The 17,687-nt window shown below is 50.6% G+C and carries 18 protein-coding genes, 1 tRNA gene and 1 pseudogene; 7 read left to right on the forward strand and 13 right to left on the reverse strand.

Features of this window, described 5'->3' with window-relative positions; translation table 11 throughout:
• Window positions 1-14 precede the first annotated feature (14 nt).
• Genes ccmI through ccmA form a run of 9 tightly spaced genes read right to left on the reverse strand, consistent with a single transcriptional unit; the run spans window position 15 to window position 6,971 of the window.
• Window positions 15-1,226 (reverse strand): c-type cytochrome biogenesis protein CcmI, encoded by a 1,212-nt coding sequence (gene ccmI, locus WH298_RS03440; RefSeq protein WP_180822226.1) that lies wholly within the window; start codon window positions 1,224-1,226, stop codon window positions 15-17.
• On the reverse strand, window positions 1,226-1,681 hold the full coding sequence (locus WH298_RS03445; protein ID WP_180822227.1) for a cytochrome c-type biogenesis protein CcmH: 456 nt from the start codon (window positions 1,679-1,681) through the stop codon (window positions 1,226-1,228). Before WH298_RS03445 ends, ccmI begins: the two co-directional genes overlap by 1 nt.
• Complete coding sequence (locus WH298_RS03450) at window positions 1,678-2,235, reverse strand: DsbE family thiol:disulfide interchange protein (protein ID WP_180822228.1); 558 nt, start codon at window positions 2,233-2,235, stop codon at window positions 1,678-1,680. The genes WH298_RS03445 and WH298_RS03450 overlap by 4 nt, the downstream gene beginning before the upstream one ends.
• Complete coding sequence (locus WH298_RS03455; protein WP_007889193.1) at window positions 2,232-4,190, reverse strand: heme lyase CcmF/NrfE family subunit; 1,959 nt, start codon at window positions 4,188-4,190, stop codon at window positions 2,232-2,234. Before WH298_RS03455 ends, WH298_RS03450 begins: the two co-directional genes overlap by 4 nt.
• Window positions 4,187-4,672 carry a cytochrome c maturation protein CcmE gene (ccmE, locus tag WH298_RS03460; protein ID WP_007889192.1) on the reverse strand — a complete coding sequence of 162 codons (486 nt, stop codon included), beginning with the start codon at window positions 4,670-4,672 and terminating at the stop codon, window positions 4,187-4,189. The genes WH298_RS03455 and ccmE overlap by 4 nt, the downstream gene beginning before the upstream one ends.
• On the reverse strand, window positions 4,669-4,902 hold the full coding sequence (gene ccmD / locus WH298_RS03465) for a heme exporter protein CcmD (RefSeq protein ID WP_007889184.1): 234 nt from the start codon (window positions 4,900-4,902) through the stop codon (window positions 4,669-4,671). The genes ccmE and ccmD overlap by 4 nt, the downstream gene beginning before the upstream one ends.
• Window positions 4,899-5,639 (reverse strand): heme ABC transporter permease, encoded by a 741-nt coding sequence (locus WH298_RS03470; protein ID WP_007889180.1) that lies wholly within the window; start codon window positions 5,637-5,639, stop codon window positions 4,899-4,901. The genes ccmD and WH298_RS03470 overlap by 4 nt, the downstream gene beginning before the upstream one ends.
• A gap of 58 nt (window positions 5,640-5,697) precedes the next feature.
• Window positions 5,698-6,357: a heme exporter protein CcmB gene (gene ccmB / locus WH298_RS03475; RefSeq protein ID WP_007889178.1), complete on the reverse strand. Its 660-nt coding sequence runs from the start codon at window positions 6,355-6,357 to the stop codon at window positions 5,698-5,700.
• Window positions 6,357-6,971 (reverse strand): cytochrome c biogenesis heme-transporting ATPase CcmA, encoded by a 615-nt coding sequence (ccmA, locus tag WH298_RS03480; RefSeq protein ID WP_180822229.1) that lies wholly within the window; start codon window positions 6,969-6,971, stop codon window positions 6,357-6,359. The genes ccmB and ccmA overlap by 1 nt, the downstream gene beginning before the upstream one ends.
• Window positions 6,972-7,214: 243 nt before the next feature.
• Between ccmA and WH298_RS03485 the strand changes: the two genes are divergently transcribed.
• The 4 genes and pseudogenes from WH298_RS03485 to WH298_RS03495 all read left to right on the forward strand — a co-directional run.
• Window positions 7,215-8,129: a formate/nitrite transporter family protein gene (locus tag WH298_RS03485; protein ID WP_007889169.1), complete on the forward strand. Its 915-nt coding sequence runs from the start codon at window positions 7,215-7,217 to the stop codon at window positions 8,127-8,129.
• A gap of 87 nt (window positions 8,130-8,216) precedes the next feature.
• Window positions 8,217-8,291, forward strand: a tRNA-Arg gene (locus tag WH298_RS03490).
• Window positions 8,292-8,395: 104 nt separating this feature from the next.
• Complete coding sequence (locus WH298_RS23690; protein ID WP_422616020.1) at window positions 8,396-8,704, forward strand: Arm DNA-binding domain-containing protein; 309 nt, start codon at window positions 8,396-8,398, stop codon at window positions 8,702-8,704.
• Window positions 8,685-9,583: pseudogene (locus tag WH298_RS03495) on the forward strand (tyrosine-type recombinase/integrase); the annotation flags it as partial. The gene WH298_RS23690 and the pseudogene WH298_RS03495, both read left to right, overlap by 20 nt.
• On the opposite strand, the gene WH298_RS03500 reads toward WH298_RS03495, so the two are convergent.
• Entirely contained in the window at window positions 9,574-9,756 is a 183-nt protein-coding gene (locus tag WH298_RS03500) for a hypothetical protein (protein ID WP_238344492.1), read from the reverse strand. The pseudogene WH298_RS03495 and the gene WH298_RS03500 overlap by 10 nt on opposite strands.
• A gap of 1,057 nt (window positions 9,757-10,813) precedes the next feature.
• Window positions 10,814-11,854 carry an acyltransferase family protein gene (locus tag WH298_RS03510; protein ID WP_238344409.1) on the reverse strand — a complete coding sequence of 347 codons (1,041 nt, stop codon included), beginning with the start codon at window positions 11,852-11,854 and terminating at the stop codon, window positions 10,814-10,816.
• Window positions 11,855-12,625: 771 nt separating this feature from the next.
• On the opposite strand from WH298_RS03510, the gene WH298_RS03515 reads away from it, so the two are divergent.
• Entirely contained in the window at window positions 12,626-14,053 is a 1,428-nt protein-coding gene (locus WH298_RS03515; protein ID WP_180822231.1) for an MBOAT family O-acyltransferase, read from the forward strand.
• An 8-nt stretch (window positions 14,054-14,061) separates the two neighbouring features.
• The gene (locus WH298_RS03520; RefSeq protein WP_180822232.1) at window positions 14,062-15,087 is read left to right on the forward strand and encodes a hypothetical protein; all 1,026 of its coding nucleotides are present in this window, start codon (window positions 14,062-14,064) and stop codon (window positions 15,085-15,087) included.
• A 204-nt stretch (window positions 15,088-15,291) separates the two neighbouring features.
• Here WH298_RS03520 and WH298_RS03525 read toward each other — a convergent pair whose 3' ends face one another.
• Complete coding sequence (locus WH298_RS03525; RefSeq protein WP_007889162.1) at window positions 15,292-15,543, reverse strand: hypothetical protein; 252 nt, start codon at window positions 15,541-15,543, stop codon at window positions 15,292-15,294.
• 183 nt (window positions 15,544-15,726) lie between these two features.
• On the reverse strand, window positions 15,727-16,599 hold the full coding sequence (locus WH298_RS03530) for a helix-turn-helix domain-containing protein (protein WP_180823683.1): 873 nt from the start codon (window positions 16,597-16,599) through the stop codon (window positions 15,727-15,729).
• A gap of 180 nt (window positions 16,600-16,779) precedes the next feature.
• Here WH298_RS03530 and WH298_RS03535 point away from each other — a divergent pair, with 180 nt between their 5' ends.
• The gene (locus tag WH298_RS03535) at window positions 16,780-17,679 is read left to right on the forward strand and encodes a DMT family transporter (RefSeq protein WP_180822233.1); all 900 of its coding nucleotides are present in this window, start codon (window positions 16,780-16,782) and stop codon (window positions 17,677-17,679) included.
• Window positions 17,680-17,687 lie beyond the last annotated feature (8 nt).

A 17,687-nucleotide genomic window follows, 5' to 3' on the forward strand; every position in this document is an offset into this window, starting at 1 on the left:
AGTAAGGTATCGCTTCAGGGCTGCTGTTGATTAATTTCCACAGCCAATTGCTGATGACCATCCCAGGGTGTGACCGCGCTTAAACCAAACCAGTCGCCAGACTGGGGATTGGCACTGCCGTCGCGCGAAATGCGCACCCTGACCTGCACCTGATGCTGCGCCGAAAGCAGGCGATCGGGCATCATGGCATTGCTGTCATCTAGCGTAAGCGATAACGGGAAGTGGCTCAGCGGTAAACGCTTCACAGCCACAGGCACCGGTGAAACACCGTCAGACACAGAAATATACATCACTCCGCCTTGCGGTAACATTTTTTCTGCCTGCGGCGTCAAACTCACCGTCAATGCCAGCTGGCTATTTTGCTGCCCCGCATCGGTTTTCGCTTGTTCAATGCTGCGTTCGATCATGGTGATGCGTCGATCGCCCGGCGGTAACAGTTTCAACATCACCTGCCAGGCGCCAATCGCTTCATTGTACTGCTGCTGCTCAAAGGCGTTAAATGCCAGCAGACTCAACGTGCGCACATCGCTGTGATCGCGTTTCAGCAGCTCTTTAAGCATCACGTTGGCCTGGCGGTTGTCCTGCGGATCGCTGGAGCGCGTCAGCACTTCGGCGTAATCCTGCTGCAACTCCAGATTGTCTGGCGCCAGCTGGAGCGCGTGTTCAAAAGCCTGGCTGGCATCGGTAGCATTATTCAGCACCATGCCAAGACGACCGAGCATCGCCCAGTCATTGAGATTATTTGCGTCGTTCTGCAGCGAGTTGCGCAGCCCGAGCTGCAAGCGCGCCAGCTCTTCCATGGTTAACGGCTGGGCTTTAGGATCCATGACGCGCGCCCGCAAGGCAGGATACTCCTGCTGTACGCTGACAAATGCCGTCTGCTGCGTTAAGCCACCAGTTTTCAAATACATCCCCACCGACACCACCAACAGCACGATGACGCCCGGCAGCAATACCCAGCGGCTGCTGCGATGAATAGTGGCAGCATCCTGCTGAGGAACGTCGGTTAACAGCGTTTGTTGCAGTTCACGCACCATTTCCGGGCGCTCAGCCACCACGCCCTCTTCTTCATCATGCTCCAGCTCGCGCAGACGCTGTTGATAGAAATCGGTATTGAGGCGATCGCGATCGCCGGTTACGGCTTCGCGCTGACGCCAGCCTGCACGCAGAAACAGCGCGATGGCCGCCAGCAGCAAAATAATCAGGGTAATCCAGAATCCAGTCATTACGGCTTCCCGTCACGCTTGAGTAACGCCGCAAGGCGCTGTTGTTCATTGTCGTCTAATTCGTTCCGCGCTTTGCCGCGCCGATTGCGCAGGATAATAATCACCGCGCCCAGTACCACGAACAGCGCCGGACCAACCCACAAAATCAACGTGGACGGTGTGACCGGCGGCTCATAGGTGACGAAGTTGCCGTAACGCGCCACCATGTAGTCGATGATCTGCTGACGGTTTTCGCCCTGCTTCATCAATTCGTAGACTTTGAGACGCATATCTGCGGCGATCATGGCATTGGAGTCGGCAATGCTGTTGTTCTGGCATTTCGGACAACGTAAGGATGCGGTGAGCTCGCGGTATTGCTCTTCCTGCTGTACCGAATCGAACTGATAGGTATCAATCGCTGCCCACAGGCTGGTACTGAGCAGAATGCCCGCCAATAAAAGAAGCAGTCGTTTCACGCACCCGCCTCCTTGTTGTATTTGTCCCACAGCGGTTTCACTTCTTCCAGCCAGACGCGATCGTTCATGTCGCCGGCGTGGCGATAGCGGATAATGCCTTTGCCATCGATGAGGAAGGTTTCCGGCGCACCGTAAACCCCAAGATCCAAGCCCAACATGCCGTTGCCATCATACAGGCTGAGCGCGTAAGGATTGCCCAGCGTGTTTAGCCAGGTCACCGCTTTGCTGCGGTCGTCCTTGTAGTTCAGCCCCACCACGCGAATGCCTTTTTCCGCCAGCGTATTGAGGTATTGATGCTCCGCGCGGCAGGTGGGACACCACGTCGCCCAGACATTCAGCAGAATCGGTTTGCCGTCATTCAGCACCTGTTGATCGTAGATTTTGCCCGGTTGATCGAGCGCTTCAAGTTTAAACACCGGCACAGGTTTGCCGATCAGCGCTGATTCGAGACGCGTTGGATCATCGCCATTAGCATTGCGCGACAGCTGCCACAGCAGCGCCGTCGCCAGCAGCAGAAACAGAACTAACGGGATAAACAGGATTTTTTTATTCATGCCAGCTCCTCGCGTTGCGCTTTTTTACGCGAGCGATAGCGCGGATCGAACAAACAGAATAAGCCGCCGACCGCCATAAACACCCCGCCGTACCAGATCCAGCGCACAAAAGGTTTGTAGTAAATGCGTACTGCCCACGAGCCGTCATCCAGCTCTTCTCCGAGTGCCGCATAAAGATCGCGCGTGAAACCTCCGCTGATCGCCGCTTCGGTCATCATGGTACGCGCGGCTGCATAGAAGCGTTTCTCCGCCTGCATCACCGCTTCCGGCTTGCCGTTGCGCGTCACTTCAATAATCGCCTCACCGCCGCTGTAGTTCGGGCCCTGCAGGTTACGAACGCCATGGAAAATGAAGTGATAACTGTGAATATCGACGCTATCACCGGCCTTCATGCGTACATCACGCTCAACACTGTATTGGGTGCTAAACGCGATACCCACCACCGTCACCGCCACGCCAAGATGGCCCAGCACCATGCCCCAATGGCTGCGCGTCAGATGGCGCAGGCCTTTGAAGAAGGAGTGACGATGGGTGGCGCGCTCGTGCAGCTCCATCAATGTCAGCATGATCACCCAGATAGACATCAGCAGCCCGATCACCGTCATTGCTTCGATACGATCCTGCAGCAGCCACGGCAGCGCGATCGAAAGAATCAGCGTGACCAACAAGCCAACGCCAAGGCGTTTCCACAATTTTTGCGGCTGATCGCGACGCCAACGCACCAGCGGACCAATGCCGAGCATCAGGGCAAACGGCGCCATCAGCCAGGTGAACATGGTATTAAAGAACGGCTCGCCCACCGAGATACTGCCCAGACCGAGCTGCTTGTGCACCAGCGGTAACAGCGTACCCAGCAACACCACCAGCATCGCCGCAATCAGCAGCACGTTGTTGCCCAGCAGGAAGGATTCGCGTGACCAGATTTCACTCTGCACGCGGCTGCGCACCTGACCACCTTTCAACGCGTACAGCAGCAGCGAACTGCCAATCACGATCACCAGGAACGCGAGAATAAACATGCCGCGCGCCGGGTCGGACGCGAACGAGTGCACCGAAACCAGCACGCCAGAACGCACGAGGAAAGTGCCGAGCAGACTTAACGAGAACGCGGTAATCGCCAGCAGCACCGTCCACGACTTAAAGCTGCCGCGTTTTTCCGTCACCGCCAGCGAGTGCATCAGCGCCGTGCCGGCCAGCCACGGCATAAAGGAGGCGTTTTCGACCGGATCCCAGAACCACCAGCCGCCCCAGCCGAGTTCGTAATAGGCCCATGCGGAACCGAGCACGATGCCAATGGTCAGAAACACCCATGCAGCGGTGGTCCACGGACGTGACCAGCGCGCCCATGCGGTATCCAGTCGACCAGCCATCAGAGAAGCGATAGCAAAAGCGAACGCCACCGAGAAGCCAACGTATCCCATATACAGCAGCGGTGGATGGAAGATCAGCCCGATATCCTGCAACATCGGGTTGAGATCGCGCCCATCAATCGGGAAGTTTGGCAAAGTACGGGTAAACGGATTCGAGGTGAGGATGATAAACAGCAGGAAACCGAGGTTAATCATGCCCATCACCGCCAGCACGCGTGCCAGCGCATCCTGCGGCATACCGCGACTGAAAATCGCCACCGCCAGCGTCCAGGTACTTAGCAGCAGCACCCACAGCAGCAGTGAACCTTCGTGCGCGCCCCAGGTTGCAGCGATGCGATAGTAAACCGGCAACAAGGTGTTGGAGTTGGTGGCGACATAGCCGACGGTGAAATCATTTACGATAAAAGCGTGAACCAGTACCAGGAAGGCGGCAGCGACGCAGGCGAACATGCCCCACGTCAGCGGACGCGCCATCGCCATCAATCGCGCATCCTGACGCGCAGCGCCCCACAGCGGATAAACACTCAGCAGTAGCGCCAGCCCTAGCGCCAGGCACAGCAAGAAGCTGCCAATTTCCGGCATCATGATTGCGCTCCCGCCTGCTGATAGGCTGCTGCTGGTCCGGTGTGATTCTTCTTCATCGCGTCTTCAATTTCCGGCGGCGTGTATTTCTCATCGTGCTTGGCCAGCACCTCTTTGGCGTTCACCTGGTTGCCCTCTGCCAGCACACCTTGCGCGACGACGCCCTGCCCTTCACGGAACAGATCCGGCAGGATGCCTTCGTAACTGACGCTGACCACGCCATTGGCATCATACAGTTTGAAAGAGACCGCCAGCGTGTTGGGATCGCGCTTGACGCTGCCCGGCATCACCATGCCACCGATGCGCAGACGCTGGCCCGGCTCAGGCTTCTGATGATCTTCGCCCTTGCCGTAAAGAATTTCACTCGGGGTATAAAACAGGTCGATGTTGGAACGCAGCGCATACATGACCAGCGATGTCGCCAGGCCAAGGCCAATCAACACCGCTAGCGCGACATACAGGCGGTTACGACGACGGATATTCACACGGATTCTCCCGCTGCTTCACTGGCAGCTTTTTTCGATTTCGCCGCGCGAATGCGGCGCTCCCTGGCCTGGCGCTGGCGAATATCGGCCAGCAGTCGGCGACGGAACAGCACGGTGTGCAGTACCAGACCGCATAAAGGAATCAAGGTGAGGATGACGGCGAGCCAGACGTAAAAGGCATAGCCGCCCATGGCAAAGAAATCACTCCATGATGCGAAAGCTGGTGTCATGACTGGCGTCCTCCCTGTGCGACGTCAATCGCCCACGGACGATGGCGCTCGGTAAACAGAATCAGGTTACGCAGGCGCATCAAGGTGAGCGCGCCGAACACCAGCAAATAGCCGAGAATCGACCAGCGCAGCGGGGTGCGCATGCTTGGGTCAATCGCCTGCTGCAGAATGCCCGAAGAGCCCTGATGCAAGGTGTTCCACCACTGCACCGAAAAGTGAATGATTGGCAGATTAACCACGCCAACCAGGATCAAGATCCCCGCAGCACGACCGGCAGTGCGACGATCTTCAAACGAGTGGTAGAGCGCGATGACGCCCATATACAGGAACAGCAGCACCAGCTCCGATGTCAGACGCGCATCCCAGATCCACCAGGTGCCCCACATCGGTTTACCCCAGGCGGAACCCGTGACGAGCGCGATAAAGGTAAACACGGCACCGATGGGCGCCATGGCCGCCGACACCAGATCGGCCATCTTCATCTGCCACACCAGGCCGATAAACGCGGCGATTGCCATCGACGCATAGACGCCCATCGACCACATCGCCGCGGGCACGTGAATGTACATAATTCGGAAGCTGTTGCCTTGCTGATAATCCGCTGGCGCAAAGCCGAAGCCCCACACCCAACCGAGCAGCAGCGAAGCAACGCCCAGCACCGCGAACCAGGGAATCAAGCGCCCGCATAGCTGGTAAAGCCGTTCAGGCTTTGCCCACTGATGTAACCATTTCCACATTTTTGCATCGCTCACAATAAACAGAATTCAGGTTTCGGCCGCTCTGGGGCGACACGAATTAATGCAGACTAATACGCAAGGCCGCCGCCGTCGCAAAGGGCGCTAGCGTGGCGCTTAGCGCCAGCATCGCGCCCAGAATCGCCAGATAACCACCAATCGGCAATCCCATGCCGGCGGCATCAATCGCAGCGCTGGCAAAAATTAAAACCGGTATCGATAAGGGCAACACCAGCAAACTGAGTAGTACACCGCCGCGGCGCAGCCCAACGGTCAATCCGGTGCCGATTGCACCAAGGAAACTCAGCGTTGGCGTACCGAGTAATAGCGTCAGCGCCATGGCGCGCCAGCCGGCAAAATCGAGCGACAGCAGTAATGCAGCCAGCGGTGATAATAAAATCAACGGCAGACCGGTAATCAGCCAGTGAGCAATCACTTTGCCCAGCACGGTGACCGGTAGCGGCGTCGGCAACAGAAGTAGTTGCTCAAGCGAACCATCAAGAAAATCATCACGAAACAGCCGTTCCAGCGCCAGCAAGGAGGCCAATAGCGCGGCAACCCACGCGATGCCCGGCGCGATGCGCGCCAGCTGTTGCGGTTCCGGCCCGATACCTAACGGAAACAGTGTGATAACAATCAGGAAAAACCACAGCGGATTGATCACTTCTGCGCCACTGCGAAAAGCGATTTTTAATTCACGCTGAATAACCCGGCCAAGCATCAAGCCCACTCCGCAGTAAGTCGAATTTTACGCACCCGAGCGTGGCTTGCGGGCAGATCCTGATGCGTAGTCAGAATCACCGCCCCACCGTTATCGGCATGTGCGGCGAATCGCGCCATTAATTTTTCTACGCCGCCTTTATCAATGGCGGTCAACGGCTCGTCGAGGATCCACACAGACACCGGGCTGAGCCACAGTCGCGCCAGTGCCACGCGCCGCTGCTGTCCGGCGGAAAGTTGCGCCACCGGCACCTCTTCAAAACCCAGTAAATCCACCTGCTCAAGGGCGTCAAAAATCGCGTTTTCATCGCTGCCACCATGCCAGAAGCGCAGATTCTCAAGCGGAGAGAGTACCGATTTCACCCCCGGGTGATGACCGAGATAGAGCAGATTTTGTTGCCATCTTTCACGCTGTTGCCGAATTGGCCGTGCCTGCCACAAAACTTCGCCCTCTTCTGCGCGGCTTAATCCGGCCAGCAGACGCAGTAACGAGGTTTTTCCAGCCCCGTTCGGCCCTTCGATTTGCACAATGTCACCCGGTTGCACACGGAAGCTCAATCCATGAAAAAGCGTTCGCTCATCACGAACACATGAAAGATTAATGACTTCGAGCATAGAAGGGAGAATCACAGCAATGAATGAGGCGGCGATAATACCACATTGAATCTGTGGGCCGAAGTCTGTGAGCTGGCTCCCACTTACCCCAAATGGGGTATTCGTGCGCATCAGATCAATAAATCGCTCAAAAAACCACCTTCGTTAAAACTTCGTTACTCTTAATTTGAATCTTCGTAACAAATCGCCCTTGATAAAACCGGCTACGCTTATTACGCATTGGCATTATCACCAGGGGAAAACATGAAACATTCACCATCGATTTCAAACAGTGACAACGATGTAGAGAGCGACGAAAAAGATCAGGGCAAGGAGATTGAAGTCGATGAAGATGCCCTGCCCTCGCAGGCGGCGGCGATTCATGAGGAGATTCGCCACGACGGTGAAAAGGAGTTAGAGCGCGATGGCATGGCGCTGCTTTGGTCTGCGGTGGCGGCGGGACTATCGATGAGCGCCTCGCTGATGGCGAAAGGCATTTTTCAGGTCCATTTAAAAGGCGTGCCCGGCGCGTTTTTATTGGAGAACCTGGGTTATACCTTTGGTTTTGTCATTGTGATTATGGCGCGCCAGCAGCTGTTTACCGAGAATACCGTCACCGCCGTTTTGCCGGTGATGCACAAACCTACTGGTAGCAATTTTGCACTGCTGTTGCGTTTATGGTGTGTGGTGCTGCTCGGCAATCTGATTGGTACTGCGCTCGGCGCATTGGCCTTCAATCATATGCCGATATTTGACGATGCTACCCGTCAGGCTTTTACCGCTATCAGCGAAAAAGTGATGGTTAATCCACCGAGCGAAATGTTTGCTAATGCAGTGATCTCCGGCTGGATTATCGCCACGATGGTGTGGATGTTCCCGTATGCCGGCGCGGCGAAAATTGTGGTGATCGTGATGATGACCTGGCTGGTGGCGTTAGGCGATTTGGCGCATATCGTGGTGGGTTCAGTGGAAGTGCTGTATCTGGTGTTTGCAGGAACGCTGCCGTGGTATGAATTCTTCTGGCCATTTGCCCTGCCAACGCTGCTCGGCAATATCACCGGCGGTACGCTGATTTTTGCGCTGATCAGCCATGCACAGATTCGTAATGACATGAGTGAAGCGGCGAAAGCCAAAGCACGAGCGGAGCAGAAGCGTAAAGAGAAGCAAAAACAGGCGTGAGTTTGGTCTTAAATTGCTGATAGATTAAGCAAACAAGCTCGGCATAGTTAAAATCAGGCGCGCGGTGCGCTATACTGCGCGCCCGGCGTCTCCTTAGTTAAATGGATATAACGAGCCCCTCCTAAGGGCTAGTTGCAGGTTCGATTCCTGCAGGGGACACCATATAGCAGTTCGCAACCATCCTTCTACTTTCGTAAAAACCCCATCGCGCCAAGCGAACACCCAAACAACCGTTCGCCATAGTTCGTTGAAAGCCAGATGATAGCTTGGGTAAATTCTGGATAAATCAATTTTACCACCCGGATTTTACTCGATGCTCACCAAAGCAGATATATGCTGCAAAACCCAAAGAGAAGCCTTACAGGCTTGCAGACGGAAATGGACTCTTCCTCTGTGTGCCAGCTTCTGGAAAGGAGGTCTGGCAGGTACGCTACCAGTTCAACGGGAAAGAGAAAGTACACACCATCGGCCAATATCCGGATATTGGCCCAGCTGATGCCAGAAGCATGGCGTTTGAACTGAAGCGCGACTTAGCACTTGGTTCTCAATCCGTCCGTGAAGAAAAAGCAGAATGAAAAGGAGCCTGATTCGTTAGGTTCGATTTTCGAGGAATGGTATAAGCACAAGAAGCAGGTTTGGTCTGAGAGGTACGCCAGTGAGCTCAGGCGCATATTTGATGATGACATCCTTCCTTATATCGGCAAGATGCAGATGGATGACATTGAGCCGATGGCTCTGCTGAAGGTGTTGCGGAGGTTCGAGGATCGGGGTGCGATGGAGCGAGCCAATAAAGCACGGCGCCGGTGCGGTGAAGTTTTCCGTTACGCAGTCGTGACTGGCCGGTGCAAATATAATCCGGCGCCTGACCTGGCTGATGCGATGAAAGGCTATCGCAAACAGAACTACCCATTCCTGCCGGCCGACCAGATACCAGCGTTTAACGCTGCTCTCGCCACCTACTCCGGCAGCGTTATTTCCCGTGTTGCTACCCAAATTCTTCAGTACACCGCCCTACGCACTAAAGAGATGCGTAGCATGCAATGGACAGACGTCGATTTTGAGAACGACCTGATTACGATCGCCGCAGATGTGATGAAGAACCGCAAGGCACACGTGGTTCCGATGTCGCGTCAGGTTAAGGCGCTGCTTAAATTCCTGCAGCCAATCACATCTAATTCTGCTTTCGTATTTCCGGGTCGCAATGACAAAGGAAAATCAATCAGCGACGCCGCCGTTCTACTGGTTATTCGCAGGTTGGCTATGAAGGCCTTGCAAGCGGGCATGGATTCCGCCACCAGTTCAGCACCATCCTGAACGAGCATGGATGGCCGCATGATGCGATAAAACGACAGTTGGCTCACGTCGATCGCAACAATATCCGCGGCATCTATAACCACGCACAGTACCTGGAAAGATGCAGGAAGATGATGCAATGGTGGGCGGATTATCTGGAAGGAAATGGGGCGATTGTCGGCCTCTCATCCTCATGCATGGTCGAGATTTCATGCGTCACCACTCCCACCACTGCAATATCTTTCAGCAGGTCATCCATCAGGAACACGGCATCTTCGGTAATGATGCGACGTGGCTGAATCATGATCATCGTCCACTCATACATTCCCGACATGTCTAATTGAACACCTGAAATGTGCGCTCATCGCCATCTGTAGTCGAAATATCGCGGAATCTCGTGGTGTGTGTCTCGATCCAGCTATTGGCTGCGCGAAGCGTGTAATGCCAGTTAAGACGCTCAAGTTCGCTCACAAAGTCCAGCGTGCTGATGATGAAGCGCCCTAATGCATCTCGCTTCATAGCCTACTTAAATGCCATCATGATTTCGTAGTCGCGGGGCATGGTCATCTCCCTCCCTGATAGATACTGTATATAAAGACAGCAATATCGATCGATGGAATGGATCAAGGCGGGACGGGAGAGTTTTTTGTAAAGCGATTGGTGGATAACGAATTTTATTTTTCTGACTGCTAGTTTTTTGACAACACGGAAAGGATATCTACGTTTAGATAGCAACGCTTGGTTGCCATTACAGGGGATGTAATTGTATGAAAAGAGTTTTTGGTGGGATGCTTATCGTCGTCAGCCTCTTGACGTTATCAGGATGCCATCACTCAGAGCGACCGATTGGACCGGACGGGCGCCCTAATGTGCAAACCGATCAGCCCATACCGGGCGGTCCAATGAGCAAAGGTCCGGTTGGGCAACCACAGGCATAATTAAATTACAGCAGGCGCTAATCAGTGCTTGCTGACCCCAAAGAGATACATCGCAAGCTCTGGCACACAACTCTTATCTGTATCTTCAAACATGCCCGCAAGGTGTTCGACCAGTGTATCATTGGTAATTGGAATTCCCTTTTCCAGCATGAAAATTACCGCCTGGCCAATTACGGTACGGGCTACATCAATGGCAAGGTCACAAACTTTAATGTCCGTGCATCCTCCTTTTAAGGAGGTTTACCGTACGCCTGCTCTGGAGTAATGGGATAAGAAACGGCTCAAATAGTCTAACCTCAGATTTACATCCGCAGCCTGCATGAAGATGGACGCGGTTCTAAGCTGCCCCGTCGCCGGGACTTTTTTCTTAATGTCAGGGCGATTGATTATGGACGCAATATGTTTGTAAGGGTCAAAAAGTATTACGTACTCTACATATGGCTTAATCCACAGCTACGCGCTTGAACTATTTATCTTTTCATTGGCATCCGCCGCTAACTTAGCCCGCCGACTGAGTGAGAATGAATTATATATTTTCACGATTGTGAAATAAGAGATTGCCATCAGAATTGCAGTGTAAAGAACTGCTTGAAGTGGATCCTTAATTTGTATTTTAATTCCAAAAGCAAGAAGAATCGTAGGCACCATAACCTTCAATATTTGTTCTGTCCCGCATAATACCAGGCTGTTTCTACCTAGGCACCTGAGCGCATCAATATTCAAAATACATGACAATGCTATACTAGGAATAAATAAAGCGCATGTGATAATGAAAAGCAACGCTGATTTGATCTGATAACTGCTTATCCAGTTAATCAATGTATAAGCACCGTACTGATAACTATAATAAAACAAAGCCAGTGAAAAAATAACAATAGAGCATATAAGTTTCTTGTTGTATGATTCTATCGAAATCCAATCTTTAATTATTGAACTTGAAAGCGCCGCCCCAAAAGAATAAAATGAAAGATAATAAAGAGCGCTATCAACATTAAATATTACTGACGGCATTGATGCCCCCCAGTAAGGCTTTAGTTGGTAGAGCACAAAAGAAACAAAAAACACAACCCATTTTGATTTAAAGACATACTGCAATGCGGAATGGTAAATAATCACTACAAACAAACATGGCAAAAACCATAGTGATGTTATCGGCACTTGATTTCTTATGCCATAAAATGCATTAATTATCATATCAATTATAACTGAAGTTGACAGGGTTGATTTTACTGCATACACAGTGATTCCAATAGCAGAGAAAACTATGTATGGAATAATTATTCTCTTAAAGCTCGTTTTAGCAACCCCTAAAAAGTCATTTACCGAAACACACTTTTTAAATAACAAGCCAGATATAAAAAAAAAGAGCGGCACATGAAAGGTGAAAACAAATGGATAGATCTTTCCTGCTGCTGCTCCAAGATGACCAATGTAGATGTAAAAAATTCCTAGAAATTTAAGGTTGTCTAACCAGTGCACCCTTTCCTTGACCATTACATTTTCTCTATTGTGCAGTTTGTAATGATTTTTACACTTTCCTTACGAAATATCAATTTTGTCTCGGGTGTTTTTGGGTGGCTGCGCTTTATGGTCTGCGCTTAGCAATTACAGATAATACACCAGTTCCTGTAGAGCCAGCCACTGGAGTAACCCTTATTGTGTAGCTTGTCGGCGATTTTACTCTAACGACAGGAATGCATAACGGAGCTTCTGTTGATGCCGTATCCACCTCAATGGCAACATCATAGTTTACGTCTTCAAAGCCACCATCCGGCCAGTTCAATATATCCATTGCGGCCGATCCGAGCGTAAAGGATTGGTCATATACTGCCCGCTTCCAGTCGATATCAATGTCGGTCGATGGGATCGATCAAGTCGATTGATGGTGGTTTTCGGGAAGGGATTGATGAGGAAATGAATTTTTGTTTATGGTTGCGCTGTTCTGGATGAGGGATTTTGACTACTCTCAGGCTCACAATATTTTTTGCTTCTTAGGAGAATATGGACGTTTCACCAAGGTTTGTGATTGCCTTAAACATCGTCGCTGTCATTACGCTTATCATTGGCCTTTCGAAACACCTCAGCTGGCTATGACTAGACATGCACTTTGTAAAACATTCCCCTGCATAGGGGCTATTTTATAAGTTTAATTACTGTATAAAGTTCATGTTAGTGACATAATCTCACATCTTTCTCGCCAAAACCTTGTTAACCATTAGTTTGGGATTTAAGATTGCTCTCATAAGAAATTACACGGCTTAACAAATGCTTTTCAATTCACTGGCTTTTATCTTGCTGTTCCTGCCACTAACCACCTTCGCCTACAATTTAATCAGGCGCTGCAATGTCAAAGTTGGCAAGATTTTCATGATCCTTGTTTCGGCTTACTTTTACGTCTACATCACATATGGTGGCGCACCTGTTTTGGCTGCATCATGCTTAGTCAGTTACTTGGCTTACCATTTTATTATGAAGTCATCTCATCGCAAGTTGGCGATGATTATTGGCGTCTCATCCAACGTGATTTTTCTGTGCTCGCTGAAGTATAACCATTTCATACCTGATGGTGCATTTTACGCGACTGACTGGCTTCGTGCTTATGGGATGCCTCTTGCCATAAGCTTTTTCACTTTTCAGCAAATATCATTTTTGGTTGATGCTTATAAGGGGAAAATTGTCCAAGTCAGTATTTTGGATTACCTGTATTACATACTTTTCTTCCCGAAGATGATCGCAGGCCCTATAACCCGCTGGCAGGCATTAATGCCTCAAACTAATTCACGTGAGTTAGTTAAGTCATCAATGGTGCTCGTCGCCATGGCGGTGATTTCAATTGGATTATTCAAAAAGGTTGTTTTGTCCGGATTGTTTTCCCGTTACGCAGATGTTGGATATGCAAATACTGCAACGCTAAATTTTTCCGAAGCATGGATTACAAGCTTTTCATATACCGCCCAAATATATTTCGATTTCTCCGGATACTCGGATATAGCTATAGGTGCAGCACTATTGCTGGGAATTCGTTTGCCAGACAACTTTAACTCACCCTATAAAGCGGTAAACATTCGAGACTTCTGGAATCGTTGGCACATTTCGCTTTCTACATGGTTGCGTGATTACGTTTATATACCGCTAGGCGGAAGTAGAAAAGGACTACCACGCACACTGTTAAACTTGCTGGTCACATTCCTGATAAGCGGGGCTTGGCATGGAAGTGCACTGAATTTCATTATTTGGGGTGCGCTTCATGGTATTGCCACAGCCGTAAATGTCCTTTGGGAGAAGGCTGGGATGCGTATGCCAGCTCTGGCCGGGTGGTTAGTAACGACCCTGTTTATTAATTTTTCATGGATTCCTTTCCGCGCAGATAGCGTGCAGTCTGCTTACGATATATTTAGTGCGATGTTATTACCAACAAATGTTGCTCTATCAGGCTGGCATGAGGTAGTTAATCTTGAAACATGGGCTGCATTCAAATCGGTATTTTCCCCAGAAGTTATCAATGCGCATGCTGCAATTTATATAGCCATTGTTCTTCTTTTTGTTTTCACCGTAAAAAACACAAGTGAAATTATTAATGGAAGCCACATTGGAATAATTAGGGTTTCGCTGTCATCCTTGGCGATGGCCGCCTCAGTAATATTTATGTTTGGCGGAGCTAGTGCCGCACAATTTATTTACTCATCGTTTTGAGAATTTAAATGAAAAATAAATGGATGTTTTTAATCTACTTTGTGGTATTTTTATCTACCATGGCAGGTTATTATAAATTGTATTCATTCCAGATTGGCAGATCGGTTAAAGCTGAGTGGTGGCTTGTTGATGTGCAACACAAGAAAGAGTCTCTGGCAAAAAATGTCGGAGAGAACAGAATCATAATTGCTTCCGGGTCGAATGGCTTATTTGGAATAAATAGCAAATTGATGTCTGAGCTAACTGCAAGACCTGTTGTAAATATGGCTATGCACGGCTCTCTTGATATTTCCTATTACCGAAAACTGCTTGACAGGACTGTCAGAAAGGGAGATATAGTTATCATGCCGTTAGAATACGGCTTCTATTTCAGGAAGGATATGTATTCAGACTGGTTCGTTAACAACATGCTTGCATGGGGTAGTGACTATATTGATTCTTTAAGCATGTACGGAAAAGCGGTGTTAGTGACGTACACTACGTTCGAGAGAGTAATGGAAGGCGCATTATCTACCACAAAGAGATTAACGACCCCTGTCATCTATATTGACGCCTATAAAGGCAATCCGAACGGCAGGAATTACGGGTATCGCTATACATCACTGAATTCAACCGGTGATATGAACATCGATCCTAAAGGCATGGGTTTTGTTGAAAACACCATGAATCATAAGGGTTATTACTCTGAATCACTCAGCTATGGGAAGAAGGATTTGGTGATTGAAAAATATTCAGAGGGTGAGCTTATTAAGATACGGGATATGATTAAAGCTAAAGGCGCTGAGCTGTACATTACCTGGCCCGCATCAATGAAAACCGAATATTTCAATGCGGATGATGCAGAATCGTCATTATTTGCTGAATCACTGGATTCCAACTTGAAACGTATAGGGTTGAATACAATCTGCGATCACTTCTACGCAAACCTTTCACCAGATCTATTCCTAGACTCAACGTATCACCTCAACGCCAGCGGGGCTAATCAACGCACCAAGCTTTTATCTCAATGCGTTAGCTCGGAGATATTCCACTGATTAATAACGGAGCGCTTCACATGCGCACCGTTATTCGCATCTAATGTATTCCATTTGATTACGGCCTGATTTTTGCCTTTACTAAACAGCGCCAGAACCGGCTGCTCCTAAAACATGAGTAACCAAAACAGTGCACCCGGTCGGCGTTTTGCTTGTAATCGTTGGAAGGCAAACTGGGGCACCAGATTTTAATCATTATCCCGCTTAAAATAGCCATCTTGCCAAAGCAAGCGTCATACCAGCGGTACTCATCATGCCCGCCACAATCCATTTGGTCTGTTTGCTCAGCTCCTGATGAATTTTTCCGATCTCCTGATGAATCTTGCCAACCTCCTGGTGAAGATCACTTTTGGTGGCGTAATTGGATTTAATGACTGCAATATCCACTTTCATCGACGACATATCAGTTTTGATGTTGTCGATATCAGCTTCCAGCTTTGAAACGCGATTTTCCATAATTACGCTTTCCTCTAATATTCCAACTTAATCAATGCAATGCATGATCTTCCTGCCAGGCATCCTACTCCAAAACCATTGAATATTTCACGTTGCAGAGTGGCGAAAATGGTTTTATGAGAGATAAGTTCAGAAAAGAATTGGCTTACTTGCAGTGGATTACAGCGCTTTAGGGTCAGCTCGTTATTTTTTCAGGTCTCGCCGCCATGTGGAAGGCGTGACGCCATGCAATTGACGGAAGCGGTTGCTGAAGTGGCTGGAGGAGTGAAAACCGCAGCGCAATGCGATTTCGGTTAGCGGTAAAGGGCTGAATTTCAGTAACTGTAATGCGGCGTCCATGCGGCGGCGCATCACATATTGATGCGGAGCTTCCCCGACACTGCTTCGGAACATGCGTGCAAAATGATATTCGCTCAACGCCGCTTCGCCAGCTAAATGTGCCAGCGTTAACGGTTGATCTAACTGCGCATCAATATAGGCCATGACTCGTCGCAAAACCGCCGGTGCCAGTCCGCCGCGTACTTGTGGCACCTGCCATTGCACGTCGCTATAACGCTGCAAAAGATGTGTCATCAATAAGGTTGATGCGCTACTGAGCATCAGTTGGTTGGCTGGCTGTTGCCAATCAGTGCTGAGCAGGAAATGGCGATAAAGCTGCGTAATGCGATCGTCCGCGGCAAAGATCTTTTCATGCAGATTGAGCTGCGACGGGCTGCGATCCCAGATCTGTTCGCCAAGATGGCGCAAATGTTCGTCGGTGCAATAGAGATGCACAAACGACAAATCAGCGCGAATATCCCACACCGATTCCACGCCGCTAGGCATCAGGCAAAAGCGATCCGGCCCGCCGCCGTTGCGCCAGCCATGCTGGGTTTTATGCCAGGTTTCGTAGCCGTCAGCGGTATACAGGCTAAGCGTGTGATGATTGCTAAGATTGGTGACGCGATCGCCGCTGTTAAACCAAGCCGCCAGCTTAATGCCGCCCGACAGCTGCACGCTGTCGCGCAATTGCGCTTTGTGGCGCTGTAGCATGTTGAAGGTCTGGTAATCGGCCATGGTAGCTATCACTCGCAGTTCATTAGCGCACAGTGTACGGATCTCGGCGGACAGAAAACAGGTCACAGCAGGACGCGAGGAGAAAAAGCGCAAGATTTTGCAATTGCCGCGCAAAAGCGTGCAAGTTGCGCTGTGCTTTTCACGCCACACTGCGAGCCGGATTATGTTGGAGATCGCGTTATGAATGTGATGTTGTACCTTGCCGTGGTCATGATTTGGGGCACCACCTGGATCGCCATTTTCCTGCAGCAGGAAGCCGCTGAGACGCCGGTGCTGGTGGCGGTATTTTGGCGCTTTTTACTGGCTTCGCTGGTGATGCTGGCACTCCTTAAAGTGCTGCGTCGCCTGAGAACGCTGGACAAACGCGATCATCTATTCTGTTTGCTTCAAGGCTGCTGCGTATTTGGCTTCAACTTCGTCTGCTTCTATCACGCCGCCGCCTGGATCAGCAGTGGATTGGAGTCGGTCATTTTTTCCATGGCCGTGCTCTACAACGCGCTGAATAGCTGGATTTTCTTCCGCCAACGACCGTCATTTCGCCTGCTGCCCGCTGCGGTACTGGGCCTTGGCGGCATCGTCGCGCTGTTCTGGAATGATATTCAGGCGGCACATCCGGCGCCGCAATTATTATGGGGCGTTGGCCTGAGCGCGCTCGGCACTTTAGGTTTCTCGTTCGGCAATATGATCTCTTTACGCCATCAGCGACGTCAACGTGATGTGCTGACCACCAACAGCTATGCCATGTTTTATGGCGCCATCATCATGGCCGCGCTGGCTTTGCTAAACGGCGATTCACTTGCGCCCGCGCTAAACGTCCAGTGGTTGGGTGCCATGAGTTATTTGGCGATTTTCGGATCGGTGCTGGGATTTGGTGCTTATTTCACGCTGGTGGGTCGGATTGGCGCTAGCCAGGCCGCTTATAGCACCTTGCTGTTCCCGCTGGTGGCGCTGACGCTCTCAACGCTTTATGAGGGTTATCACTGGCACAGCAATGCGATTGTGGGATTGGTAATGATACTGGCGGGAAATATGGTGATGTTTGTACGCCGTCCGACTCTGGGACGCTTGCGCACCGCCTGACATAACGA

It is taken from the genome of Pantoea nemavictus, assembly GCF_037479095.1.
GTDB classification, from domain to species: domain Bacteria; phylum Pseudomonadota; class Gammaproteobacteria; order Enterobacterales; family Enterobacteriaceae; genus Pantoea; species Pantoea nemavictus.

Excerpts from the sequence above, each read along its gene's own strand:
- ccmI (WP_180822226.1), bottom strand. The coding sequence starts at position 1,226 with ATGACTGGATTCTGGATTACCCTGATTATTTTGCTGCTGGCGGCCATC.
- WH298_RS03450 (WP_180822228.1), bottom strand. The coding sequence starts at position 2,235 with ATGAATAAAAAAATCCTGTTTATCCCGTTAGTTCTGTTTCTGCTGCTG.
- WH298_RS03455 (WP_007889193.1), bottom strand. The coding sequence starts at position 4,190 with ATGATGCCGGAAATTGGCAGCTTCTTGCTGTGCCTGGCGCTAGGGCTG.
- ccmD (WP_007889184.1), bottom strand. The coding sequence starts at position 4,902 with ATGACACCAGCTTTCGCATCATGGAGTGATTTCTTTGCCATGGGCGGC.
- WH298_RS03470 (WP_007889180.1), bottom strand. The coding sequence starts at position 5,639 with ATGTGGAAATGGTTACATCAGTGGGCAAAGCCTGAACGGCTTTACCAG.
- ccmB (WP_007889178.1), bottom strand. The coding sequence starts at position 6,357 with ATGCTTGGCCGGGTTATTCAGCGTGAATTAAAAATCGCTTTTCGCAGT.
- ccmA (WP_180822229.1), bottom strand. The coding sequence starts at position 6,971 with ATGCTCGAAGTCATTAATCTTTCATGTGTTCGTGATGAGCGAACGCTT.
- WH298_RS03485 (WP_007889169.1), top strand. The coding sequence starts at position 7,215 with ATGAAACATTCACCATCGATTTCAAACAGTGACAACGATGTAGAGAGC.
- WH298_RS03500 (WP_238344492.1), bottom strand. The coding sequence starts at position 9,756 with ATGTCGGGAATGTATGAGTGGACGATGATCATGATTCAGCCACGTCGC.
- WH298_RS03510 (WP_238344409.1), bottom strand. The coding sequence starts at position 11,854 with ATGGTCAAGGAAAGGGTGCACTGGTTAGACAACCTTAAATTTCTAGGA.
- WH298_RS03515 (WP_180822231.1), top strand. The coding sequence starts at position 12,626 with ATGCTTTTCAATTCACTGGCTTTTATCTTGCTGTTCCTGCCACTAACC.
- WH298_RS03520 (WP_180822232.1), top strand. The coding sequence starts at position 14,062 with ATGAAAAATAAATGGATGTTTTTAATCTACTTTGTGGTATTTTTATCT.
- WH298_RS03525 (WP_007889162.1), bottom strand. The coding sequence starts at position 15,543 with ATGGAAAATCGCGTTTCAAAGCTGGAAGCTGATATCGACAACATCAAA.
- WH298_RS03530 (WP_180823683.1), bottom strand. The coding sequence starts at position 16,599 with ATGGCCGATTACCAGACCTTCAACATGCTACAGCGCCACAAAGCGCAA.
- WH298_RS03535 (WP_180822233.1), top strand. The coding sequence starts at position 16,780 with ATGAATGTGATGTTGTACCTTGCCGTGGTCATGATTTGGGGCACCACC.